19 protein-coding genes and 1 riboswitch are annotated in these 23,218 nt (G+C 66.6%); of the genes, 10 read left to right on the top strand and 9 right to left on the bottom strand.

Annotated features, from left to right (window positions below; translation table 11 throughout):
* Positions 1-22: 22 nt before the first annotated feature.
* The 4 genes from trxC to gcvT form a co-directional block, all read right to left on the bottom strand.
* Positions 23-469 carry a thioredoxin TrxC gene (gene trxC / locus OEZ60_RS16295; protein WP_263338409.1) on the bottom strand — a complete coding sequence of 149 codons (447 nt, stop codon included), beginning with the start codon at positions 467-469 and terminating at the stop codon, positions 23-25.
* A gap of 123 nt (positions 470-592) precedes the next feature.
* Positions 593-3,442, bottom strand: a complete 2,850-nt coding sequence (gene gcvP / locus OEZ60_RS16290) for an aminomethyl-transferring glycine dehydrogenase (protein ID WP_263338406.1) — start codon at positions 3,440-3,442, stop codon at positions 593-595.
* Between the two features lie 11 nt (positions 3,443-3,453).
* Positions 3,454-3,813 (bottom strand): glycine cleavage system protein GcvH, encoded by a 360-nt coding sequence (gene gcvH / locus OEZ60_RS16285; RefSeq protein ID WP_263338404.1) that lies wholly within the window; start codon positions 3,811-3,813, stop codon positions 3,454-3,456.
* Positions 3,814-3,832: 19 nt separating this feature from the next.
* Positions 3,833-4,960 (bottom strand): glycine cleavage system aminomethyltransferase GcvT, encoded by a 1,128-nt coding sequence (gcvT, locus tag OEZ60_RS16280; RefSeq protein ID WP_263338401.1) that lies wholly within the window; start codon positions 4,958-4,960, stop codon positions 3,833-3,835.
* 142 nt (positions 4,961-5,102) lie between these two features.
* Positions 5,103-5,203, bottom strand: a riboswitch (glycine riboswitch).
* 123 nt (positions 5,204-5,326) lie between these two features.
* Between gcvT and OEZ60_RS16275 the strand changes: the two genes are divergently transcribed.
* Positions 5,327-5,896 (top strand): gamma-glutamylcyclotransferase family protein, encoded by a 570-nt coding sequence (locus OEZ60_RS16275; RefSeq protein ID WP_263338399.1) that lies wholly within the window; start codon positions 5,327-5,329, stop codon positions 5,894-5,896.
* A 16-nt stretch (positions 5,897-5,912) separates the two neighbouring features.
* A complete protein-coding gene (gene pepT, locus OEZ60_RS16270) occupies positions 5,913-7,154 on the top strand; it encodes a peptidase T (RefSeq protein ID WP_263338396.1) in 1,242 nt (413 codons plus the stop codon).
* Positions 7,155-7,282: 128 nt separating this feature from the next.
* Here the strand turns inward: pepT and gltX are convergent, their stop codons facing one another.
* Entirely contained in the window at positions 7,283-8,605 is a 1,323-nt protein-coding gene (gene gltX / locus OEZ60_RS16265; RefSeq protein WP_263338393.1) for a glutamate--tRNA ligase, read from the bottom strand.
* 75 nt (positions 8,606-8,680) lie between these two features.
* On the opposite strand from gltX, the gene OEZ60_RS16260 reads away from it, so the two are divergent.
* Positions 8,681-9,088: a metallopeptidase family protein gene (locus tag OEZ60_RS16260; RefSeq protein WP_263338391.1), complete on the top strand. Its 408-nt coding sequence runs from the start codon at positions 8,681-8,683 to the stop codon at positions 9,086-9,088.
* A gap of 98 nt (positions 9,089-9,186) precedes the next feature.
* Here the strand turns inward: OEZ60_RS16260 and OEZ60_RS16255 are convergent, their stop codons facing one another.
* From OEZ60_RS16255 to OEZ60_RS16240, 4 genes are all read right to left on the bottom strand, one after another.
* Positions 9,187-10,227: an SH3 domain-containing protein gene (locus OEZ60_RS16255; protein WP_263338385.1), complete on the bottom strand. Its 1,041-nt coding sequence runs from the start codon at positions 10,225-10,227 to the stop codon at positions 9,187-9,189.
* Positions 10,228-10,323: 96 nt separating this feature from the next.
* Positions 10,324-10,749 (bottom strand): DUF1801 domain-containing protein, encoded by a 426-nt coding sequence (locus OEZ60_RS16250; RefSeq protein WP_263338382.1) that lies wholly within the window; start codon positions 10,747-10,749, stop codon positions 10,324-10,326.
* 36 nt (positions 10,750-10,785) lie between these two features.
* Positions 10,786-11,739 carry an endonuclease/exonuclease/phosphatase family protein gene (locus OEZ60_RS16245; RefSeq protein WP_263338381.1) on the bottom strand — a complete coding sequence of 318 codons (954 nt, stop codon included), beginning with the start codon at positions 11,737-11,739 and terminating at the stop codon, positions 10,786-10,788.
* 91 nt (positions 11,740-11,830) lie between these two features.
* A complete protein-coding gene (locus OEZ60_RS16240) occupies positions 11,831-13,489 on the bottom strand; it encodes an NAD+ synthase (RefSeq protein WP_263338380.1) in 1,659 nt (552 codons plus the stop codon).
* 244 nt (positions 13,490-13,733) lie between these two features.
* Here OEZ60_RS16240 and OEZ60_RS16235 point away from each other — a divergent pair, with 244 nt between their 5' ends.
* From OEZ60_RS16235 to rodA, 7 genes are all read left to right on the top strand, one after another.
* Positions 13,734-15,281 carry an MORN repeat-containing protein gene (locus OEZ60_RS16235; protein WP_459178387.1) on the top strand — a complete coding sequence of 516 codons (1,548 nt, stop codon included), beginning with the start codon at positions 13,734-13,736 and terminating at the stop codon, positions 15,279-15,281.
* 230 nt (positions 15,282-15,511) lie between these two features.
* Entirely contained in the window at positions 15,512-17,074 is a 1,563-nt protein-coding gene (locus OEZ60_RS16230) for a 2-isopropylmalate synthase (RefSeq protein ID WP_263338378.1), read from the top strand.
* Positions 17,075-17,613: 539 nt separating this feature from the next.
* Positions 17,614-18,651 (top strand): rod shape-determining protein, encoded by a 1,038-nt coding sequence (locus OEZ60_RS16225; protein WP_263338377.1) that lies wholly within the window; start codon positions 17,614-17,616, stop codon positions 18,649-18,651.
* 34 nt (positions 18,652-18,685) lie between these two features.
* Positions 18,686-19,612, top strand: coding sequence for a rod shape-determining protein MreC (gene mreC / locus OEZ60_RS16220; RefSeq protein WP_263338376.1), 927 nt, complete (start codon positions 18,686-18,688; stop codon positions 19,610-19,612).
* On the top strand, positions 19,605-20,144 hold the full coding sequence (locus OEZ60_RS16215) for a rod shape-determining protein MreD (RefSeq protein WP_263338375.1): 540 nt from the start codon (positions 19,605-19,607) through the stop codon (positions 20,142-20,144). The genes mreC and OEZ60_RS16215 overlap by 8 nt, the downstream gene beginning before the upstream one ends.
* Entirely contained in the window at positions 20,141-22,081 is a 1,941-nt protein-coding gene (gene mrdA / locus OEZ60_RS16210) for a penicillin-binding protein 2 (protein WP_263338373.1), read from the top strand. The genes OEZ60_RS16215 and mrdA overlap by 4 nt, the downstream gene beginning before the upstream one ends.
* The gene (gene rodA / locus OEZ60_RS16205) at positions 22,078-23,217 is read left to right on the top strand and encodes a rod shape-determining protein RodA (protein WP_263338372.1); all 1,140 of its coding nucleotides are present in this window, start codon (positions 22,078-22,080) and stop codon (positions 23,215-23,217) included. The genes mrdA and rodA overlap by 4 nt, the downstream gene beginning before the upstream one ends.
* The last annotated feature ends 1 nt before the right edge of the window (position 23,218 follow it).

The following is a 23,218-nucleotide window of genomic DNA, read 5'->3' as shown; positions in this document are numbered from 1 at the left end:
GCAAGCCCCCTGGCGAGATTTTTCAGACCGCCACCCCGGCCTGCGAGCGGACGAAGGCCTCGATCTCGGCGGCGGGCCGCGCACCGGGGAGCCGCGCCACCTCGCGGCCGCGATGCCAGAGGATCAGAAGCGGAATCCCGCGGATGCCGAGCCGCTGCGACACCGCCGGAAAGTCCTGCGTGTTGATCTTTGCGAATCGCGCCCGCCCCTTCAGCGCCTGGGCCGCCTTGGCGAATTCCGGCGCCATCATCCGGCAGGGGCCGCACCAGGGCGCCCAGTAGTCGACGACAAGCGGCAACTCGTCGCCCCGCACCATCCGGTCATGCGCCGCCACGTCGAGCTCGGCCACCTTGCCGGTGACCAGCGGATCGCCGCACGAGCCGCATTTCGGCCCCTCGGCAAACCGCGCCCCCGGAACCCGGTTGGCCTGCCCGCAGGTCACACACGTCAGCTTGACAGTCTCCGCCATCGCCCACCTCACATTCGCCTCTCGGAATATATCAGAAGGGGCAGGCCCTGTTTCAAGCCTGCCCCTTCATCTTGCTTCAAACATCCTCGCCGAAGGCATCGGGGCCCCGCGGGGCCCCGATTTTCACTCCGCCGCGTCGGCGTAGCTCTCGACCGGCGGACAGATGCATACGAGGTGGCGGTCGCCATAGACGTTGTCGACCCGGCCCACCGGCGGCCAGTACTTGTCGACCCGGAAGGCGCCCGGCGGGAAGCAACCCTGTTCGCGGCTGTAGGGCCGGTCCCAGTCCCCGATCAGCGCGTTCACCGTGTGCGGCGCGTGCTTCAGCGGGTTGTTCTCCGCGTCGATCTCGCCCTTCTCGATCGCCGCGATCTCGTCGCGGATCGACAGCATCGCGGTGACGAACCGGTCGAGCTCGGCCTTAGTTTCGGACTCGGTCGGCTCGACCATCAGCGTGCCCGCAACCGGCCAGCTCATCGTCGGCGCGTGGAAGCCGTTGTCGATCAGCCGCTTGGCGATATCGTCCACGGTCACGTGGGCGCTCTCGGCGTAGGGCCGCGTGTCGAGGATACACTCATGCGCGACGCGCCCGTTGCGGCCGGTGAAGAGGATGCCGTAGGCGCCCTCCAGTCGTTTCGCGATGTAGTTGGCGTTGAGGATCGCAACCTTCGTCGCCTGCGTCAGCCCCTTGCCGCCCATCATCAGGACATAGGCCCAGGAGATCGGCAGAATCGAGGCCGAGCCCCAAGGTGCGGCCGACACCGGCCCTTCCTCGCCGCCGGTCATCGGATGGCCCGGCAGGTGGGGCGCGAGATGCGCCTTGACGCCGATCGGCCCCATGCCCGGTCCGCCGCCGCCGTGCGGGATGCAGAAGGTCTTGTGCAGGTTGAGGTGGCTGACATCGCCGCCGAGATCGCCCGGTCGCACGAGGCCCACCATCGCGTTCATGTTGGCGCCGTCGATATAAACCTGCCCGCCGTGGTCATGGGTGATCTTGCAAATTTCCCGCACCGTCTCCTCGAAGACGCCGTGGGTCGAGGGATAGGTGATCATGCAGGCCGCGAGGTTTTCGCCCGCCGCTTCCGCCTTGGCGCGGAAATCCTCGAGGTCGATATCGCCGTTTTCGGCCGATTTCACCACGACCACCTTCATCCCCGCCATCTGCGCCGAAGCGGGGTTGGTGCCATGCGCCGAGACCGGGATGATGCAGATGTTTCGATGCCCTTCGCCACGCGCCTTGTGATAGGCGGCGATGGTCAGGAGCCCCGCATATTCCCCTTGGGCCCCCGAATTCGGCTGCAAGCTCATCGCGTCATAGCCGGTGATCTCGCAGAGTTTCTCCGACAGGTCACGGAACAGCTCGGCATAGCCCTCGGTCTGGTCGGAGGGCGCGAAGGGGTGGAGGTTCGAAAACTCAGGCCAGGTAATCGGCATCATCTCGGCCGCGGCATTGAGCTTCATCGTGCACGACCCGAGCGGGATCATCGCCCGGTCGAGCGCGAGATCGCGGTCAGCCAGCCGGCGCATGTAGCGCATCATCTCGGTCTCGGCCCGGTTCATATGGAAGACCGGATGCGTGAGGTAATCCGAGGTCCGGACGAGCGAGTCGGAGATCCGGAAATGGTGCTTGAGGTCGTCGTCCTTCTGGTCGATCCCGAATGCGCGCCAAAGCCGTTCGATCGTCAGCCGCCGGGTGGTCTCGTCGATCGAGATGCCGACCTTCGTGGTGCCGATCTTGCGCAGGTTGATGCGCTCGTCACGCGCCGCCTTCAGGACCGCGCCCTGCATCGCGCCGACGTCGACGGTGATCGTGTCGAAGAACTCCTTCGGCTCGACCTTGTAGCCCGCCGCCTCCAGCCCGCGCGCGACGCGCACCGTCTTGCGGTGAATACGCTGGCCGATGGCCCTAAGGCCTTCGGGCCCGTGATAGACCGCGTAGAACGAGGCCATGTTGGCGAGAAGCGCCTGCGCGGTGCAGACGTTCGACGTGGCCTTCTCGCGCCGGATATGCTGCTCGCGGGTCTGCAACGAAAGGCGATAGGCCTTGCCGCCCTGCGCGTCGATGGAGACACCAACGATCCGGCCGGGCATGTTGCGCTTGTGCGCGTCCTTGCAGGCCATGTAGGCGGCCGACGGCCCGCCGAAGCCCATCGGGATGCCGAAGCGCTGGGTGGAACCGACGGCGATGTCCGCGCCCATCGCGCCCGGCTCCTTCAGGAGCGTCAGCGCCATGATGTCGGCGATGACGATGCCGAGCGCGCCCGTCTCGTGCAATTTCGCGATATGGGGCGTGAAGTCAGTGAGGTGACCGTAGGTGCCGGGATACTGGAAGATCGCGCCGAAGACCTTGTCGGCCTCGACCGTCTCGGGGTCGCCGACGATGATCTCGATGCCGATGGGCGCGGCCCGAACCTTCATCACCTCGATATTCTGCGGATGGCAGTTCTCGTCGATGAAGAAGGCCGTTGCCTTCGATTTCGACGTGCGCTGCGCCATCGTCATCGCCTCGGCCGCCGCAGTCGCCTCGTCAAGAAGCGAGGCATTGGCGATCTCGAGCCCGGTCATGTCGCAGACCATCGTCTGGAAGTTCAGAAGCGCCTCGAGGCGACCTTGCGAAATCTCCGGCTGGTAGGGCGTGTAGGCCGTGTACCAGGCGGGGTTTTCGAGGATGTTCCGCTGGATCGCCGGCGGGCAGACGGTGCCGTAGAAGCCCTGTCCGATCATCGAGGTGAAGACCGCGTTCTTCTTCGCGACCTGGCGCATGAACCACAGAAGCTCGCGTTCCGACTTGGCCTTGCCGAAGTCGAGCGGCTTTTCCTGCCGGAGCGATTTCGGCACGGTCTGGTCGATCAGCTCGTCGAGGTCCTTCACCCCCAGCACCTTGAACATCTCCTCCATCTCTGCCGGAGACGGGCCGATGTGGCGGCGGTTGGCGAAGTCGTAGGGCAGGTAGTCGGTGGGGGTGAAGGGCATTGTCCGCGTCCTTATCCGATCATTTCCTTGTAAGCGGCCTCGTCCATCAGACCGTCGAGCGCGGAGAGGTCGGCCACCTTCATCTTGAAGAACCAGGCCTTGCCGGTCGGGTCCTCGTTCACCATGCCGGGATTGTCGGCGACGTCGGAATTGACCTCGACGATCTCGCCGTCTAAGGGCGCCGCGATATCGGAAGCGGCCTTGACGCTCTCGATCACCACGATCTCATCGCCCTTCGACACGCTCGTGCCCGGCTCGGGCAGTTCGACGAAGACAACATCGCCGAGCTGTTCGGAGGCATGGTCGGTGATTCCGACGACGACGTGATCGCCCTCGACGCGGAGCCATTCATGGTCTTCGGTATATTTCATGGGTCTTTTCCCCTGCTGGTTAACGTTTGTAACGGTTGGGCTGGAACGGCATCGGCGCGATCACGGCAGGAAGGCGCTTGCCCCTGACCTCGCCGTAAACCGTCGTGCCTTCGGAGAGATCGGCCGGCAGATAGGCCATCGCCATCGGCGCCTCGATCGAGGGGCCGAAACCGCCCGAGGTGATCTTGCCGATCGGGTCCCCGCCCTCGGGACCGGCGAAGACCTCGGTCCCCTCGCGCATCGGCGCCCGGCCTTCGGGACGCAGCCCCACGCGACGGCGCGATGCCCCCCCGGCCAGTTCCTTCAGGATACGGCCTGCACCGGGGAACCCGCCCTCGCGGGCACCGCCCGCGCGGCGCGCCTTCTGGATCGCCCAGGTCAGGTTGCCCTCGACCGGGCTCGTGCCCTCGTCGATGTCATGCCCGTAAAGGCACATGCCGGCCTCGAGACGCAGCGAGTCGCGCGCGCCGAGCCCGATCGGCGCGACCTCCTCCATGTCGAGAAGCCTGCGCACGAAGCTTTCGGCGAATTTGTTCGGCACCGAGATCTCGAACCCGTCCTCGCCGGTATAGCCCGACCGCGAGATCCAGAGTTCGGCGCTGTCCCAGTGGCGAATGGCAACATCCATGAACGCCATCTCGACCACATCCGGCAACAGCCGGGCGAGCGCCGTCTCGGCCTCCGGCCCCTGCAACGCGACGAGCGCCCGGTCTTCGACCATGCCGATATCGCAATCGGCGCCGAGATGCGCCTTCAGATGCGCGAAATCGGCGTCCTTGCAGGCGGCATTGACGACGAGAAAGAGGTGATCGCCGCGATTGGCGACCATCAGGTCGTCCTGGATCCCGCCGTTGTCGTTGGTGAAGAGCGCGTAGCGCTGGCGGCCTTCCTTCAGCCCGAGAATGTCGACCGGCACCAGCCGCTCCAGCGCCAGCGCAGCATCCTCGACCCGGCCCGATTTCGCGGTCATCAGGATCTGGCCCATGTGGCTCACGTCGAAGAGCCCGGCATGGGCGCGGGTGAAGAGATGCTCCTTCATCACCCCCATCGGGTACTGCACCGGCATCTCGTAGCCCGCGAAGGGCACCATCTTGCCGCCAAGCTCGCCGTGCAGGTCGAAAAGAACCGTACGTTTCAGGTCGGTCATGCCGTCCTCCCTTCTTCACGCCGGTTCATGCTGTCCGGCATCGCCCCGGGTGGTCAACCCCACCCTTCCGATGCCCCCTCTGTCCTTTCGCCTGAGATCGTTATCCCTTCGGCGCCCCGTCCCGGGGTCTCTCCAGAGTTCCACTGTCAGAACGGTCCTTGCGCCTGAGAGTTTACCGGGGCGGTTGCTCCTTCGGCACCGGCCGGGGTCCCCGACCCCACCGGATTCTCCCGATCTGACACGGTTTGAATACCCGAATCTTGGGGCGTCTGGCAATAGGGTATACAATGGGATACATTGTTGCGCGCACCCGCGAGCCGCCGCAATATGCTTGCCCGACCGACATTTCTGTTCCATAGGCGACCTGTGACCGGCGACAGACACCCCGCTTTTTTCGGCTATGGCTCGCTCGTGAACCGGGCGACGCATGACTATGCGCCCGGCGAACCGGCGCGGCTCGCGGGCTGGCGCCGGGTCTGGCGGCACACGCGGCTCCGCCCCTGGCCCTACCTCTCCGCCGAGCCGGCCGCGACCGAGATCGACGGCCTCGTTGCCGCCGTGCCGCGCGACGACTGGGCGCTTCTCGACCAGCGCGAGGCTGCCTACCTGCGCCACCCCCTTCTGCATGACCACCTGACCACGACGCCGGGCTGGGCCGACCGGGTAGAAATCTACGCCGTCGACGCGGCGCACGGATTGCCGGCGAACGACCACCCGATCCTCCTGAGCTATCTCGATACGGTGGTGCAGGGCTTCCTGCGCGAGTTCGGCGAGGCGGGCGTCGCCCGCTTCTTTGCCACGACCACGAGCTGGACCGCGATCCTCGACGACCGCGCCGCGCCGCATTACACACGTCACCAGAAGACCAGCGCCGCCGAGCGCCGGCTCACCGACGACCATGTCGACGTCCTTGGCCTGACCCGCCGCAAGGCGTGATCCCGGAGAATGTGTGATGAGAACCGACTTCGACCGTGAACTCGAAGAGCGCCTTGTGCGCTACGCCGCCATCGACACACAGAGTGACGAGAATACGGGCACCAAGCCCAGCACCGCGATCCAGCTCGACCTCCAGCGCCTGCTCCTCGCCGAACTGACCGGGATCGGCGCCTCGGAGGTGCGGCTCACCGATTATGGCGCGGTGCTCGCCACGATCCCGGCCACCGCCGAGGGCGCGCCGGTGATCGGCCTGCTCGCCCATGTCGATACCGCGCCGCAGTTCCACGCGGCCGGGGTGAAGCCGGTCGTCCACCGCAACTACAATGGCGGCGCGATCAGCTTTGCCGACGCGCCGGGGCTCACGCTCTCGCCAGACATCTCGCCCTATCTCGGCGAAAAGTCCGGCCATGACATCATCACGGCGAGCGGCACGACCCTGCTCGGCGCCGACGACAAGGCCGGTGTCGCCGTGATCATGAGCGCGGCGCGGCATCTCCTCGCCAATCCCTCCATCCCGCACGGGCCGATCCGCATCGCCTTCACGCCGGACGAGGAAATCGGCGGAGGCGTCGACGCACGCCTGCCCGCGGACCTTGCCGCCGACTTCGCCTATACGTTCGATGGCGCGGCAGTGGGCGAGATCGAATACGAGAGCTTCTCCGCCGACATGGCGACCGTGACCGTCACGGGAGTCTCGATCCATCCCGGCACGGCGAAGGGCAAACTCGTCAACGCGCTCCATCTCGGATCGAAGATCGTCCAGACCCTGCCGCATGTGACGATGACGCCCGAGACGACGGAGGAGCGCGCGGGCTTCCTCCACGTCTACGAGATGAAGGGCTCGGCGGCGAAGGTTGTGCTGAAGATCATCCTGCGGGACTTCGAACTGGACGGGCTCGCGGCGAAGGGCGAGCTCTTGCGGCAGGTCTGCGCGACGGTTCAGGCAACCGAGCCGAGGGCCGAGATCACCTGCGAGATCCGCGCGCAATACCGAAACATGCGCTACTGGCTGGAAAAGGACATGACCCCGGTGGACCTCGCCCGCGCCGCCTGCCGCGATCTCGGGATCGAGCCGGTTTCCATCCCGATCCGCGGCGGCACCGACGGGTCGCGGCTGACCGAGTTGGGCGTGCCCTGCCCCAACCTCTTCACCGGCATGCAGGAAATCCACGGGCCGCTGGAGTGGATCAGCGTCCAGGACATGGCGGTGGCGACGCAGCTTTGCCTGAAGCTCGTCGAGCGCGCCGCGCGCCCCTGAACGCCCTGCACCGGCGACCGGGAAGCAACCAACGCGATCGGACAGCCCCCACCGGCTTCGGGCGCCACCCCTCCCCCTCGTGGGGAGGGGATGGGGGTCGGGGGTCGCCCCCAAGCCGCAAACGAAGCTCAGCCCTTCGCGCGCACCTTCTGCAAAAGCGGCATGAGCTCCGCCATCTCCGGCCCGTGCGGCTGGCCGGTCAGGGCGAGCCGCAGCGGCATGAACAGCCCCTTGCCCTTGCGCCCGGTCTTTTCCTTCACGGCCGCCGTCCATTCCCCCCAGCTCGCCTCGGTGAAGGGCGGCTCCGGCAGAAGCGCCATCGCCTCGGCCACGAACGCCGCATCCTCGGCAGCGATCATCGGCTCGGCCCCGTCGCGGCACAGCACCCACCAGGCGCCCAGATCGTCGAGCGTGGTGATGTTCTGCGAGGCGACGCGCCAGAACCGCTCGGCCACATCCGCCGGCACGCCAATCCCCGCGATCCGCTCCTTCACCTCCTCGAAGGGCAACGCCTGGTTGCGCTGGCGCGTCAGCGGCCACAGGTCCTCGGCATCGAACTTGGTCGGCGCCGCGCCGAACTGGCTCAGATCGAACCCTTCGGCGATCTCGTCGAGCGACAGCTTCAGCTCCACCGGCTGCGACGAACCGAGCCGCGCCATCAGGCTCAACAATGCCTCCTTCGCCACGCCCTGCGCCCTGAGGTCGCGCAAGGACAGCGTGCCGAGCCGCTTCGACAGGCCCTCGCCCTGCGGGCCGGTCAGGAGCGAGTGATGCGCGAAGGCCGGCGGCGTGCCGCCGATCGCGCGCATGATCTGGATCTGCGTCGCGGTATTGGTCACATGGTCGGCGCCGCGCACGATATGGGTGATCCCCATGTCGATGTCGTCGACCGACGAGGCGAAGGTGTAAAGCACCTGACCGTCCGCCCGGATCAGCACCGGGTCAGAGACCGAGGCCGTGTCGATCGACACGTCCCCGAGGATCCCGTCGGCCCATTCCGTCCGCTGCTGGTCGAGCTTGAAGCGCCAGTAGCCCTCGCGCTCGGCTCGGAGCTTGTCCTTCTCGGCCGCCGACAGCGCCAGCCCCGCGCGGTCGTAGACCGGCGGCTTGCCCATGTTCAGAAGCTTCTTGCGCTTGAGGTCGAGTTCGGTCGGCGTCTCGAACACCTCGTAGAGATCGCCCGTCTTTCGCAGATCCCCCGCCACCTCGCCGTAGCGGCCGAGCCGTTCGGACTGCTTTTCCACCCGGTCCCAGTGCAGGCCGAGCCATTCGAGATCCTCTTTGATCCCGTCGGCATATTCCTGTTTCGAGCGTTCCTGGTCGGTGTCGTCGAGGCGCAGGATGAAGGTGCCGCCGGTCTTGCGGGCGATCAGATAGTTCATCAGCGCGGTGCGCAGGTTGCCGACATGGATGTAGCCGGTCGGCGACGGGGCGAAACGGGTCACGGTCATGGGATGTCTCCTGTCGCGCCCCCTCTTTCACAGGGCGCGCATTTTGTCCATATGATGGGGGCCAAGGAGATACGCATGAATGACTGGCTGGGGCGCGCCGCGCCCGATCTCGACACGATCGAGCAGATGGCGCGGGCGACGGTCGCGGACCTGCCGCCCGCCTTCGCCGCGCCCGCGCGCGCCATCGTGCTCCGGGTCGAGGACTTCCCGCCCGAGGACATCCTCGAGGACATGGACATCGAGGATCCGTTCCAGCTCACGGGACTCTACATGGGAATCCCGCTCACCGAAAAGTCGGTGATGGATATCGTCGACCGCCCCGACACGATCTGGCTCTTTCGCCGGCCGATCATCGACGAATGGGCCGAGCGCGGCGACGTCACGCTCGGCCAGCTCGTCGCGCATGTGATGGTGCACGAACTCGCGCACCATTTCGGCTGGACCGACGAGCAGATCGCCATGATCGACCGCTGGTGGGAGTGAAGGGCGCCCGAAGCGCCCCCGGATCAGAGGCTGCCCTCGCCCGTGATCGACTTCAGCGTTGACGTGGTGCCGCCGGAACAAAGGGCCCGAACCCGGCGTCACTCGATACTAAAAATCACGTTGTAGTCGGCGGTCCCTCCGCCGCGGTTGATCACTTCCACCACATGATCACCCGATTGCCAGAGCTGGCCGCGGTACTCCTGGCGTGCAGCAATCTGGTCGAGCAGAAACGACTTGTCGGGATTGAAGATCTGGTACGACACATCCGGACTGCCGGTCGCGACGCGGACGGAGAGGAACTGGCCGCTCTGCGCACCGAGGACGTAGCGCCGCGACTCGCCGGGGGCCAAGGCCCCGGTCAGTTCCGCCCCGCCTGCGCCAGCCGTGAACTGGACCCGCTCCGTCGAGGTTCCGCCCGCCTGACCCGCGGGCGCGGCCGCCGATCCCGTGCCCTCGACCAGGAACTCCCCGGCCGCCCAGCCCTCGTAGCCGGGATCCGCAAGCATCGCGACGCGGCACCACCGGCGCCCCTCCGCCATGCGGCAGCCGAGATTGCGCAGGTCGGTACCGTTCTCGACCCGCGTGACGACGCCCGCCCCGGAAGACGGCCCCGCACGCAGGTTGAGCCCGCCACCCGACGTGCGCACCGCGTAGAAATCGGGACCGCCCTGCAGGCTATCCGCATAGTCGCCCTCGACCACCGCGCCGGTCGTTCCGCTGATGCCGATGTCCAGCGTGTAGCTTGACCGCTCGCCGCGCCGCGCCGCCGAGCGCATCATGTAGACCGAGATCGTGTATTCCCCCGAGGACGGAAGCGTGGCGTCGAACCGGTTGAGGTCTGGGACATTCGCGCCGGTCATGCTGCTGTTGGCGAGCGCCGCATCGCCCAGACCGTTGCCCGGCGCATAGACGTTGAAATAGGTGGCGAGGTTGGAGGGCGAGAGCGTCACGGTCATACGCTGTCCCGCCTCGGCCCCGACCATATAGGAAACCGACTCGTATCCTTCGATCTCGCCCCGGCTCGACGCGCTCGACGCGCCCGCTGCGAACCTCACCTGTTCGGTCCGGATGCCCTCGGCCGTCGCTTGCGACGGCACCGCCAGCAGACACAGGACCACCACCGAAAAAAAGCGTATCATCAAAACGCTGCCCCCCCCGGATCAAAGAAATCTTAATGACGCGCGTTCGGCGGCGACCCTGACGCAAGCGGCTGCCACCAGCCAAACCCGCGGCCGTCACCGGGCCTCAACGGGCCAGTGCGTCTCTAGATCGTCAAGTCCCGCCCGGATCAACCGAGCCAGCACCGCCTCGTCGATATCGGAGAGCCTTTTAACATAGAGGCAAGACTTGCCGAGGCGATGGCTGCCGAGATCCGCGAGGATGTGGCTGTAATCCGTGTAGCCGGGCATGATGTAGATCGTCAGCGCAGCCTTTCGCGGCGAAAATCCGGTGGCTAGGAAATCGCCCTCGCGCCCGCTCGCGTAGCGGTAATGATAGCGCCCGTAGCCGATGATCGACGGCCCCCACATCACCGGCTCGAACCCGGTGACCTCGCGAAAGAGCGCATCGAGCCGCAGCGCCTCATCCCGCCGGGACGGCGGTTCGACCCCAGCCATAAAGTCCTGCACGGAAAAGTCGGTCGGGACGGTCTTGTTGGCCATGGCCAAGTCTCTGCCCGTCCCGCCACTTTTGTCCAGTCAGAACGACACCTCCGCCAGCGTCGCCCGGTGATCCGAGGGCCAGGGGTCGACCGCCAGTTCGGTGCGCGGCCCCGTCTCGCCGACGATCCAGGCGCCGGTGACCGTCAACCCTTCGGCCCTGGCGAAGGCAAAGTCGATGCGGTCGTGATGGTCCTCGGGGTCCGCCTCATCGCCTTGTGGGGTCCAGGTATAGGCAGGCTTGGCGACCGGGTCGGGCCAGACCGCGCGGTAAGTGTCGACGAACCCGGCCTCCGACAGGAGGTGCGTCGTCGGCCATTCCACCTTCACCGGCTGCTGACCGGCAGCGACGGCGGCATCGGTCCAGTCGTATTCCGAGGGCTCGTTGAAATCGCCGAAGACGAAGACCGCCGCCGCACCGTCCGCCGCCGTCATGTCTTCGAAGAGCAGGTCCATCGCGGGCCCGCGCGTCTTCGTCGCCCAGTCCTGCGCCTCGGCCTCGGTCTTGATGAAGGGGGCGGGCCCGTATTCGATGCTCAGAAGCTGGTAGGGCTGATAGGGCTCGTCGTCGTGGTGGATGTTGAAGGCCCAGACCGTCACCCCGTTCACGTCGATCGGCACCCCAAGATCATGCGCGGTCGGCGTCCCGATCGGATAGCGCGACAGGATCGCGTTCGCCCAGAGGGCGACGTTTTCCTGGCTCTGGTCGTAGTAATAATAGCCCAGCGCCTCGGCGATCTCTTTCGCCACGCTCTCGCCAACCGCGGCGCAAGCCTCGGCGGTGCAGTCCTCCGGCTCCAGCCGGGTTTCCTGCATCCCGATGATGTCGGGATTGGCCGCCTTCAGCACGGCAACGGTTTCCTCGACGCCCTTGCCCTCGTTCGCACCGCCGCCCCAGATATTGTAGCTCATGATGCGAAGCGTCGTTTCGGCATGTGCCGAACCCGCCCCCAGCAGCGCTGCGACAAGCCCAGTTACCAAATGCGTCTTCATGAACGTCTCCCTGTTATGGACGCCCGATGGTCAATTACGTCGAAGATTCGCGCAAGAATTTTTTTGACTGATCATTCAATCAGCAAAAACGCTACGTGTCATCCCGCCAGCGATTCACGATCGGGTAGCGCCGGTCCAGCCAGAACGCCTTCCGCGTCAGCCGCACCCCCGGTGCCGACTGGAACCGTTTGTATTCGCTCGTGAAGACCAGCTGTTCGACGCGCTTCACCGTGTCGCGGTCGAAGCCCGCGGCCACCACTTCGGCCACCGACTGGTCGCGGTCCACGAGCCGTTCGAGGATCGCGTCGAGCACCGGATAGGGCGGCAGGCTGTCCTCGTCCTTCTGGTCTGGCCGGAGCTCCGCCGATGGCGCCTTGGCGATCACCCGGTCGGCGATCACCTCGCCCTCCGGCCCCTTCATCCAAGGCCGGTGGTTGGCATTGCGCCAGCGGCAGGTCTCGTAGACGCGGGTCTTGTAGAGATCCTTCAGCGGGTTGTAGCCGCCCGCCATGTCACCATAGATCGTGGCATAGCCCACCGCGACCTCGGACTTGTTGCCGGTCGTGAGCAGCATCTCGCCGAACTTGTTCGAAAGCGCCATCAAGAGAAGCCCGCGGAGCCGCGACTGGATGTTCTCTTCGGCGACCCCCGGCACGGTGCCCTCGAAAAGCGGCGCGAGCGCCTCCGTCACCTCGGCCCGCGGCCCCGAGATCGGCACCGTGTCGAGCCGGCAGCCGAGCGCCTTCGCGACGCTCGCCGCATCCTCCAGCGAATGCGCCGACGTGTATTCGGAAGGCAGCATCACGCAGCGCAGGTTCTCGGGCCCCACCGCGTCCGTCGCGACTGCTGCCACGAGCGCGGAATCGATGCCGCCCGAAAGCCCGAGCAAGACCTTTCCGAAGCCCGATTTCGCGAGGTAGTCGCGCAAGGATTCCACCATCGCGCGATAGTCCAGCTCCCATTCGTCCGGCATCGGGTCAAGCTCGGTCCGCGCCGCCTGCCAGCCCCTGTCGGTGCGGCGGAACTCGACGTGACGGATGCATTCGTCGAAAACCGGCATCTGCATCGCGAGCTCGGCACCGGCGTTGAGCACGAACGAGCCGCCGTCGAACACCTGATCGTCCTGGCCGCCGACCATGTTGAGATAGACGAGCGGCAGCCCGGTCTCGATCACGCGCGACACCATCACCGCCACGCGGGTATCGTACTTGTTGCGGTAATAGGGCGAGCCATTCGGCACGAGCAGGATCTCCGCCCCGGTCTCGGCCAGCGTCTCGGTCACGTCGTCGAACCAGGCATCCTCGCAGACCGGCGTGCCGATCCGGACCGGGCCGATCGCGTAGGGTCCGCTCACCGGCGCAGAGGAGAACAATCGCTCCTCGTCGAAGACCGCCTCGTTTGGCAGGTGATGCTTCAGCACACGCGCCACGACCTTGCCGCCCCTGAGCACCCAGTAGGCGTTGTAGAGCTTGCCACCCTCCCGCCACGGCCCGCCGATGCCGAGCGCAGGGCCATCGGCGCAGTCGCGCGCGAGCGCCTCGATCGCGGCCATCGCTGCATCGGTGAAGGCGGGCTTCATCACCAGGTCCTGGGTCTGGTAACCGGTGATGAACATCTCGGTCAGCGCGACCATGTCGGCGCCAGCGGCCCGGCCGGCCTCCCAAGCGGCGCGCGCCTTCGCGGCGTTGGCGGCCAGCGCACCCACGGTCGGGTTGAGCTGGGCGAGGGTCAGGCGGAACGTATCGGCCATGCGGGCTCCCGGGAAATTTTGGATCCCGTATTACCAAACCTGCCGCCGAGGGGAAGCATTGATCCCGAAAGGCGGCAGAACGCACCGGGCGTCGCCGGACGACTTGTCACCGGGGCATGCCGGAATTAGGGTCGGCGCGGGGCAGCAACGGCGCTCCGGTCCGGAGCAGCCGCGCCTCGTGCGGTGACATGCAGTCCGGTCCGGGTGGCGCGGCGGCAGCGATCGAAAGGCGGAGCGGGAAATGATGCGCATCGACGGTGCAGGACTTCGGTCGGTTATGCTGGCGATCATGGTCACCGCGGCGGGGGCCGCGGCCGGCCAGGAAATCGTGACCAAGGAATACGAGGACGGCGGCATCTACGAAGGCACGTTCAAGGACGGCAAGCAGCACGGCAAGGGAACCTACCGTCTGCCAAACGGCTACGAGTATTCCGGCGACTGGGTCGAGGGCGAGATCCTCGGCACGGGCACCGCGCGCTACCCGAACGGTTCGGTCTACGAGGGCGACTTCGTCAAGGGCAAGCCGCACGGCAAGGGCAAAATCACCTTCGGCGACGGCGGCACCTACGAGGGCGACTGGGTCGAGGGCGAGATCCAGGGCGAGGGCAGCGCGCATTATGCCAACGGCGTCACCTACACCGGCAGCTTCGAGAAGGCGCTGCATCACGGCAAGGGCCGGATGGAGAGCCCCGGCGGCTATGTCTACGAAGGCGACTGGGTGAAGGGCGTCAAGGAGGGCAAGGGCACCATCACCTATCCCGACGGAGCGATCTACGAAGGCGACATGCTGCACGGCCAGCGCGCCGGCCAGGGCAAGCTCACGCTCGCCGACGGGCTCGTCTACGAAGGCGCCTGGGCGGAAGGCCAGATGAGCGGCAAGGGCAAGCTCACCCAGCCGAACGGAGACATCTACGAAGGCGAACTCGCGGGCGGCAAGCGGCAGGGCCAGGGCAAGGTCACCTATGCCAACGGCGACGTCTACGAGGGCGGCTTCATCGCCGACCAGCGCCAGGGCAAGGGCACGTTCACCGGCACCGACGGCTACGTTTACGAAGGCGACTGGGTCGAGGGCCGGATCGAGGGCAAGGGCCGCGTCGCCTATCCCGACGGCTCGGTCTACGAGGGCGACTTCGCCGGCGACCTCGCCCACGGCACCGGCAAGATTACCTATGCCGATGGCGCCTCCTACGAGGGCCAGTGGAAGGACGGCGTGATCGAGGGCGACGGGATCGCGCGCTACACCAACGGCCTCGTCTACGAAGGCGCGTTCAAGGCCGGGAAGAATCACGGCCAGGGAAAGATGACCTATCCCGACGGCTATTCCTATGTCGGCAGTTGGCAGAACGGCGCGCGCGAGGGCGAGGGCGTGGCGACCTATGCCGACGGCACGGTCTATACCGGCACCTTCAAGAAGGGCCAGCGCGACGGCAAGGGCGAGATCGTGATGCCCGACGGCTTCCGCTACGCCGGCGGCTGGAGGGCCGGCGAGATCGACGGCGAGGGCACCGCGACCTATCCCAATGGCGACGTCTACGAGGGCAGCTTCAAGGCCGGCAAGCGCCAGGGCCAGGGCATCATGCGCTACGCCACCGGCGAGACCGCCTCGGGCAACTGGAGCGACGACAGGCTGAGCGAACCGGACGCGACCTCCACCGCGCCCGAGCCGCAGCCCGATGCGGCGCCCGCGACCGACCCGGCCGCGGGCGACGAGGCCGCGACGGAACCGGCACCGGCCGATCCCGCTACCGAGCCGGCCAATGGCGCCCCGGCCGGGGAAGCGCCCGCAAACTAGGACAGGCAGGGCCGGGCGGGATGATTTTTCGCTTTTCCTTTCGCCCGCCGTGCGTATAGTCGCGCCCCATGACACGGAGCCAGCATATCCACGCCGCATCGGGTGCCCTGCGCGCCCTGCCGCTCCGTGCCCTTCTCCTCCTTAGCTGCCTCTGAGCGTGCCCTTGGGCGCGACCGCTCAGAGGTGACCAGCGCCAGGCAATGCTAAGGAACGAAAGAGAGATCAGAACGATGACCGACAAATCCAAGCAAGACCGCGTGGTGATCTTCGACACGACGCTGCGCGACGGCGAACAGTCGCCCGGCGCGACGATGACCCACGACGAGAAGCTCGAGATCGCCGAGATGCTCGACGAGATGGGCGTCGACATCATCGAGGCGGGCTTTCCGATCGCCTCGGAGGGTGATTTCGCGGCGGTGAGCGACATCGCGAAACAGGCGAAGCAATCGGTGATCTGCGGCCTCGCGCGGGCGAACTTCAAGGATATCGACCGCTGCTGGGAAGCCGTGAAGCATGCGCGCCGCCCGCGCATCCACACGTTCATCGGCACCTCGCCCCTGCACCGCGCCATCCCCAATCTCGACATGGACCAGATGGCGGAGCGGATCCACGACACGGTGACGCATGCCCGCAACCTCTGCGACAACGTGCAGTGGTCGCCGATGGACGCGACCCGGACCGAGCATGACTACCTCTGCCGCGTGGTCGAGATCGCGATCAAGGCCGGCGCCACGACGATCAACATCCCCGACACGGTGGGCTACACCGCGCCACGCGAATCCGCCGCGCTGATCCGGATGCTGATCGAGAAGGTTCCGGGCGCCGACGAGATCATCTTCGCCACCCATTGTCACAACGACCTCGGCATGGCGACGGCGAACGCGCTCGCCGCCGTCGAGGCGGGCGCGCGGCAGATCGAATGCACGATCAACGGGCTCGGCGAGCGCGCGGGCAACACCGCGCTGGAAGAGGTCGTGATGGCGCTCAAGGTCCGCAACGACATCATGCCCTACCGGACCGGCATCGACACCACGAAGATCATGAACGTCTCGCGCCGCGTCGCCGCCGTCTCGGGCTTCCCGGTGCAGTTCAACAAGGCCATCGTCGGCAAGAACGCCTTCGCGCATGAAAGCGGCATCCACCAGGACGGGATGCTGAAGAATGCCGAGACCTTCGAGATCATGCGCCCCGAGGATATCGGCCTCGCCGCCACCAACCTCGTGATGGGCAAGCATTCGGGGCGCGCGGCACTCCGCTCGAAGCTGAAGGACCTCGGCTACGATCTGGCCGACAACCAGCTCAACGACGTCTTCGTGCGGTTCAAGGCGCTCGCCGACCGCAAGAAGGAGGTCTATGACGACGACCTCGTGGCGCTGATGACCGACCAGGCGTCGGAGGCCGCGGGCGATCTCATGCAGGTCAAGTTCCTGCGCGTGATCTGCGGCACCGAGGCGCCGCAATCGGCCGACCTGATCCTGACCATCGACGGCAAGGACCACCAGGTGACGGCGCAGGGCGACGGGCCGGTGGACGCGGCCTTCAACGCGGTCAAGAAGCTCTTCCCGCACGACGCGCGGCTCGCGCTCTACCAGGTTCACGCGGTGACCGAGGGCACCGATGCGCAGGCCACCGTCTCGGTGCGGCTTGAGGAGGACGGCAAGATCGTCACCGGCCAGTCCTCGGACACCGACACGGTCGTCGCCTCGGCCCGCGCCTATGTCAGCGCGCTCAACAACCTCGTAGTGCGGCGCGCCAAGACCAAGCCCGAGGACGAGCTGAAGTCGGCCGGCTGAACGACCCGCGGGGCCGCGCTACGGCGCGGCCCCGCCTGACGCCTCACAGGTTCGAAACCGCACTGTACCCGGACGGGATTGACCGACCGCTCGGATCAACCCGGATGCTGGCCCTCACGACACGGCCCAACACCTCTTCGGGTCTTCCGGAGTAGACGGTCTCGCCCGCGGCGCGCCTAAACGCATGGCGTCAAAGTACGAGAATCCACGCCAGTCCCCCCAGCGGACGCGACGTCGCTAGAACACAACTCCTCCGCCATCCACCGTCAGAATGCCAGCGTCGCGCTAGACGTGGCGAGCCTGATCGCGTCTGGCGCGAGACCGGATCAGCGCGTGGTTTGCAAAAAATGTTCTGATAGTGAAATAAAATGCCACGTTACTTCCAAACAACCTCCAATAATGATGATATTTTGATAGCGGCAGATTCCCGCGAAGGCGTGAAATGACGCCTCTTTCGCCTCTGGGTCCCAAGGCCTATAAGAGACGCGGCCTGCGGTCACGAGTCGCGGGCCGGGATCTGTTGGGGACAGGATTTGGACATGGCAAGTTGGGGCGGGCTGTTTTCGTCGGACATGGCGATCGACCTTGGGACGGCGAACACGCTCGTCTACATGCGCGGCAAGGGGATCGTTCTGAATGAGCCCTCTGTCGTCGCCTACCATGTCAAGGACGGCAAGAAGCAGGTGCTCGCGGTGGGCGAGGATGCCAAGCTGATGCTCGGCCGCACCCCCGGCTCGATCGAGGCGATCCGGCCGATGCGCGAAGGCGTCATCGCCGATTTCGACGTCGCCGAGGAGATGATCAAGCACTTCATCCGCAAGGTCCACAAGCGCACCACCTTCTCCAAGCCGAAGATCATCGTCTGCGTGCCCCACGGTGCCACCCCGGTCGAGAAGCGGGCGATCCGGCAGTCGGTGCTGTCTGCCGGCGCGCGGCGTGCGGGGCTGATCGCGGAGCCCATTGCGGCGGCGATCGGCGCCGGCATGCCGATCACCGACCCGACCGGCTCGATGGTCGTCGACATCGGCGGCGGCACGACCGAGGTCGCGGTGCTCTCGCTCGGCGACATCGTCTATGCGCGCTCGGTCCGCGTGGGCGGCGACCGCATGGACGAGGCGATCATCAGCCACCTGCGCAGACAGCAGAACCTTCTCATCGGCGAGTCGACCGCCGAGCGCATCAAGACCTCGATCGGCACCGCGCGGATGCCCGATGACGGGCGCGGCGCCTCGATGCAGATCCGCGGCCGCGATCTTCTGAACGGCGTGCCGAAGGAGATCGAGATCAACCAGGCCCAGGTCGCCGAGGCCCTCGCCGAGCCGGTCCAGCAGATCTGCGAGGCGGTGATGACCGCGCTCGAAGCGACCCCGCCCGACCTCGCCGCCGACATCGTCGACCGCGGTGTGATGCTGACCGGCGGCGGCGCGCTGCTCGGGGAGCTGGACCTGGCGCTGCGCGAGCAGACCGGGCTTTCGATCTCGATCGCCGACCAGTCGATGAGCTGCGTGGCGCTTGGCACCGGCAAGGCGCTGGAGTATGAAAAACAGCTCCGCCATGTGATAGACTACGACAGCTGAGGCCCCGGCCTGGCGCCCCGACCGCGAGGCTCAAGTGGCCCGAGACCACCGACCCGATATCGATTTCCGAACGCCGATGCGCCGCATCCTGATTGGGGCGCTCGTCTTCGTCTTGGCGTTGACGTTTCTGATCTGGCGCATCGACAGCCCGCGGGTCGAGCAGTTTCGCGCGGCCGTCATCGACCGCGTCGTGCCCAACCTTGACTGGGCCCTCCTGCCGGTCACGAAGTTCGTCGACATGGTCGAAGGCTTCCAGTCCTATGCGAGCCTTTACGAGCAGAATCAGGAACTGCGCCGCGAGCTGCAGCAGATGAAGGCTTGGAAGGAGGCGGCGGTTCAGCTCGAACAGCAGAACGCCAAGCTTCTCGCGCAGAACCAGGTGAGGCTCGATCCCAAGCTTACCTCGGTCTCTGGCGTCGTGCTGGCCGATGCCGGTTCGCCGTTCCGGCAGTCGGTGCTCCTCAACGTCGGCGCACGCGACGGAATCGTCGATGGCTGGGCCACGATGGACGGGCTCGGACTCGTGGGCCGGATCTCAGGGGTCGGCCAGACCACTGCCCGGGTGATCCTGCTGACCGACGCCTCGAGCCGGATCCCCGTGACGATCCAGCCTTCCGGCCAGAAGGCGATGCTCGTCGGAGACAATTCCGCCGCGCCTCCGGTCGAATTCCTAGAGGCGCCCGAGCAGGTGCGCCCCGGCGACCGCGTGATCTCCTCGGGCGACGGCGGCGTGTTTCCGGCTGGTCTCCTCGTCGGGCAGGTCGAACTGGACAAGGACCGCCGGCTCCGGGTGCGGCTCGCCGCCGATTACGAGCGGCTCAATTTCCTGCGCGTGCTGCGCAGCCACCCCGCCGAACAGATCACCGCGCCCGGAAGGCTGATCGCGCCGGCCATCCCCCCGCGCGCCGATACCCTCCCCGCCGCCGAGGCGGCACAGCAACCGGAGGCCGGCGATGGTTGACCCCGCCACCGCCCGGCGCCTCCGCCACTGCCTGCTCTTCCTCGGCCTCGCCGCGGCGATCCTCTTCGCGCGGCTGCTGCCGCTGTCCACCGTGCCTCCGCGTTTCCCCGGGCCCGACCTCATTCTCTGCCTCGCGCTCGTCTGGGTGATGCGCCGTCCGGATCAGGTGCCCGCTCTGGTGATCGCGATGGTGTTTCTCGTCGACGACATCCTCGCGATGCGTCCGCCGGGATTGTGGGCGCTGATCGTGCTCCTCGGCACCGAGTTCCTGCGTGGCCGCGAGGCGACCCTGCGCGACCTTCCGTTCGCCGTCGAATGGAGCATGGCCGGCGCGCTGATCCTCACGATGATGCTCGCCAACTGGTTCGTGCTGGCGGTCTTCATGGTGCCGCAGATCGGTCTCGGACCGACGGTACTCCATGCCCTTGCCACCGGCCTCGCCTACCCGCTCGTCCTCGCGGCAACGCTCGCGGTGTTGCGGCTGCGCGGCCCGGCGCGGGGCGAGCCCGACACCCGCGGAGGGTGGCGATGAGACGCCCCCCCCGCGACAGCCAGGAAAGCTTCCGCACAATCAGCCGCCGGGGCCTGATGCTCGCCTCGCTTCAGGCGGTCTTCATCGGGACTCTCGCGTACCGGATGCGCTACCTGCAGGTCGACCAGGCGGATGAGTTCCGGCTCCTCGCCGAGGAGAACAGCATCAAGGTGCGGCTTCTGCCGCCCGCACGCGGCCTGATCGTCGACCGCAACGGCGCGGTCGTCGCCAGCAACGAGCAGAACTACCGCATCACCATCATCAAGGAAGATGCCGACGACACCGAAGCCGTGCTCGACCGGCTCGCGCGGCTCATTCCGCTGTCCGACGACGACCGCGAGCGCACCCTCAAGGAGGCCGGCCGCACGCCGACGCTGCCGATCACCGTCGCCGACCGGTTGAGCTGGGAAGAGTTCAGCCGCATCGCGGTCAACGCACCCGCCCTGCCCGGCGTCACCACGGAGGTCGGCCTGTCGCGCCACTACCCGCTCGGCCCTGACCTTGCCCATGTGCTCGGCTATGTCGGCCCGGTCAGCGACTACGACCTGTCGAAGATCGAGGACCCCGATCCGCTGCTGAAGATCCCGCGTTTCCAGATCGGCAAGATCGGGCTTGAGGCCAAGCTCGAGGCGGATCTGCGCGGCAAGGCGGGGTCGCGCCGGATCGAGGTGAACTCCACCGGCCGCGTGATGCGTGAGATTGACCGCAAGAAGGGCGATCCGGGCGCAAGCATTCAGATCACCATCGACCGGCGGCTGCAGAATTACGTCCAGGCCCGGCTTGGCAGCGAAAGTGCCGCTGCCGTAGTGATCGATGTCCGGACCGGCGACATCCTGGCGATCAACTCGGCGCCGAGCTTCGATCCGAACATGTTCGTCCGCGGCATCTCCGGCCCCGAATACCGTACGCTGACTGAGAACGACCACCGCCCGCTCGCCGACAAGTCGGTGCAGGGCGCCTATCCGCCGGGCTCGACCTTCAAGATGGTGGTTGCGCTCGCGGCGCTCGAGGCAGGCGTGATCGGGACAGGCGACACCGTCTGGTGCCCGGGCTATACGAAGCTCGGCAACCGCAGGTTCCATTGCTGGAAACGCGGCGGACACGGCCATGTCGCTCTGACCGAGAGCCTCCAGCAATCCTGCGACGTCTTCTATTACGAGGCGGCCCAGCGCGTCGGCATCGACGCGGTGGCGGCGATGGCGCGGCGGCTCGGGATCGGGGTGCGCTTCGACCTGCCGATGTCGGCGATCTCGGAAGGGCTCGCGCCGGACAAACAATGGAAGCAGGAGAAATACGGCCAGGGCTGGATGATGGGTGACACGCTCAACTCCGGCATCGGCCAGGGCTATGTGCTTGCCTCGCCGCTGCAGCTCGCGGTGATGAGCGCGCGGATCGCCACCGGGCGCGAGGTGATGCCGCGGCTGGTACGCTCGCTCAACGGGGTAGAGGTTCCCTTGGCCGAGCCGCCCTCGCTCGGACTGAACGAGAATGCTCTGCGCGCGGTGCGCAAGGGCATGTTCGACGTGTCGAACTCGCAGCGCGGCACCGCCTATCGCTCGCGCATCGTCGACGAGACGATGTGGATGGCGGGCAAGACCGGCACCAGCCAGGTGCGCAACATCACGGCCGCCGAACGCGCTCGCGGCGTCACCAAGAACGAGGACCTGCCGTGGGAACGGCGCGACCACGCGCTCTTCGTTGCCTTCGCGCCCTATGACGCGCCGCGGATCGCGGTCTCGGTCGTGGTCGAGCACGGCGGCGGCGGCTCTCTCGCGGCGGCGCCGATCGCGCGCGACATCGTGCTGCAGGCGCTGAACGAAGGCTTCCCGCCGCTCACCGCCTATCCGGCCGACCAACGGGAGGGGATCGAGGCCGCGCGCGAAGAGCTGCAACTCATGGAGCCCGAAGGGCCGAGCGGAGGCCGGTCGCGCGCATGAGCTACCTGGAATACAACGTCAAGACGGTGCCGACGGGCCTGCGCAAGGTCCTCCACGTCAACTGGCCGCTGGTACTGCTACTGACCGCGGTCGCCTCGGTCGGCTTCCTGATGCTCTATTCGGTCGCTGGGGGACGGATCGAGGTCTGGGCCGAGCCGCAGATGGAACGGTTCGCGGTCGGGATCGTGGCGATGCTCGCGATCGGCTTCGTACCGATCTGGTTCTGGCGCAACCTCTCGGCAGTGGCCTATCTCATCTCGCTTCTCCTTCTGGTCGCGGTCGAGATCGTCGGCACGATCGGCATGGGCGCCCAGCGCTGGATCGAACTCGGCCCCCTCAGGCTGCAGCCATCGGAGCTGATGAAGGTCGCGCTGGTGATGCTGCTCGCGGCCTATTACGACTGGCTCGACGTCAAGAAGGTCTCGCATCCGCTCTGGGTCATCATCCCGGTGGTGATCGTGCTGGTGCCGACCTTCCTCGTTCTGAAGCAGCCTGATCTCGGCACCGCGATCCTCCTTCTTGCCGGCGGCGGCATCGTGATGTTCGTGGCCGGGGTGAGCCTGTGGTACTTCGCCGCGGTGATCGCGCTCGCCGTCGGGCTGGTGTTCACGGTGTTCGAGAGCCGTGGCACCGAATGGCAGCTGATCAAGGACTACCAGTTCCGCCGCATCGACACCTTCCTCGACCCGAGCACCGACCCCTTGGGTGCGGGGTACAACATCACCCAGGCGCAGATCGCGCTGGGATCCGGTGGCTGGGCCGGCAAGGGCTACATGCAGGGCACCCAGTCGCGGCTGAACTTCCTGCCGGAAAAGCACACCGACTTCATCTTCACGACGCTCGCCGAGGAGTTCGGCTTCATCGGCGCCGTCTCGCTGCTGACGCTTTATGTGCTGATCCTGGTCTTTTGCATCCAGTCGGCGCTGTCGAACCGCGACCGGTTCTCGGCGCTCCTGACCTTCGGCGTGGGCGGCACGTTCTTCCTGTTCTTCATGGTGAACATGTCAATGGTCACGGGGTTGATGCCGGTCGTCGGTGTGCCGCTGCCGCTCGTCTCCTATGGCGGTACCGCGATGATCATCCTTCTCGGCGCCTTCGGCCTCGTCCAAAGCGCCCATATCCACCGACCGAGGTGAC

The sequence above is a fragment of the Albidovulum salinarum genome, assembly GCF_025673475.1.
GTDB classification, from domain to species: Bacteria; Pseudomonadota; Alphaproteobacteria; order Rhodobacterales; family Rhodobacteraceae; genus Albidovulum; species Albidovulum salinarum.
Note: the sequence above shows the minus strand (reverse complement) of the source record. Positions and strands in the feature narration are given on the sequence as shown.

Excerpts from the sequence above, each read along its gene's own strand:
- trxC (WP_263338409.1), bottom strand. The coding sequence starts at position 469 with ATGGCGGAGACTGTCAAGCTGACGTGTGTGACCTGCGGGCAGGCCAAC.
- gcvP (WP_263338406.1), bottom strand. The coding sequence starts at position 3,442 with ATGCCCTTCACCCCCACCGACTACCTGCCCTACGACTTCGCCAACCGC.
- gcvH (WP_263338404.1), bottom strand. The coding sequence starts at position 3,813 with ATGAAATATACCGAAGACCATGAATGGCTCCGCGTCGAGGGCGATCAC.
- gcvT (WP_263338401.1), bottom strand. The coding sequence starts at position 4,960 with ATGACCGACCTGAAACGTACGGTTCTTTTCGACCTGCACGGCGAGCTT.
- pepT (WP_263338396.1), top strand. The coding sequence starts at position 5,913 with ATGAGAACCGACTTCGACCGTGAACTCGAAGAGCGCCTTGTGCGCTAC.
- gltX (WP_263338393.1), bottom strand. The coding sequence starts at position 8,605 with ATGACCGTGACCCGTTTCGCCCCGTCGCCGACCGGCTACATCCATGTC.
- OEZ60_RS16260 (WP_263338391.1), top strand. The coding sequence starts at position 8,681 with ATGAATGACTGGCTGGGGCGCGCCGCGCCCGATCTCGACACGATCGAG.
- OEZ60_RS16255 (WP_263338385.1), bottom strand. The coding sequence starts at position 10,227 with ATGATACGCTTTTTTTCGGTGGTGGTCCTGTGTCTGCTGGCGGTGCCG.
- OEZ60_RS16250 (WP_263338382.1), bottom strand. The coding sequence starts at position 10,749 with ATGGCCAACAAGACCGTCCCGACCGACTTTTCCGTGCAGGACTTTATG.
- OEZ60_RS16245 (WP_263338381.1), bottom strand. The coding sequence starts at position 11,739 with ATGAAGACGCATTTGGTAACTGGGCTTGTCGCAGCGCTGCTGGGGGCG.
- OEZ60_RS16240 (WP_263338380.1), bottom strand. The coding sequence starts at position 13,489 with ATGGCCGATACGTTCCGCCTGACCCTCGCCCAGCTCAACCCGACCGTG.
- OEZ60_RS16235 (WP_459178387.1), top strand. The coding sequence starts at position 13,734 with ATGCGCATCGACGGTGCAGGACTTCGGTCGGTTATGCTGGCGATCATG.
- OEZ60_RS16230 (WP_263338378.1), top strand. The coding sequence starts at position 15,512 with ATGACCGACAAATCCAAGCAAGACCGCGTGGTGATCTTCGACACGACG.
- OEZ60_RS16225 (WP_263338377.1), top strand. The coding sequence starts at position 17,614 with ATGGCAAGTTGGGGCGGGCTGTTTTCGTCGGACATGGCGATCGACCTT.
- OEZ60_RS16215 (WP_263338375.1), top strand. The coding sequence starts at position 19,605 with ATGGTTGACCCCGCCACCGCCCGGCGCCTCCGCCACTGCCTGCTCTTC.
- mrdA (WP_263338373.1), top strand. The coding sequence starts at position 20,141 with ATGAGACGCCCCCCCCGCGACAGCCAGGAAAGCTTCCGCACAATCAGC.
- rodA (WP_263338372.1), top strand. The coding sequence starts at position 22,078 with ATGAGCTACCTGGAATACAACGTCAAGACGGTGCCGACGGGCCTGCGC.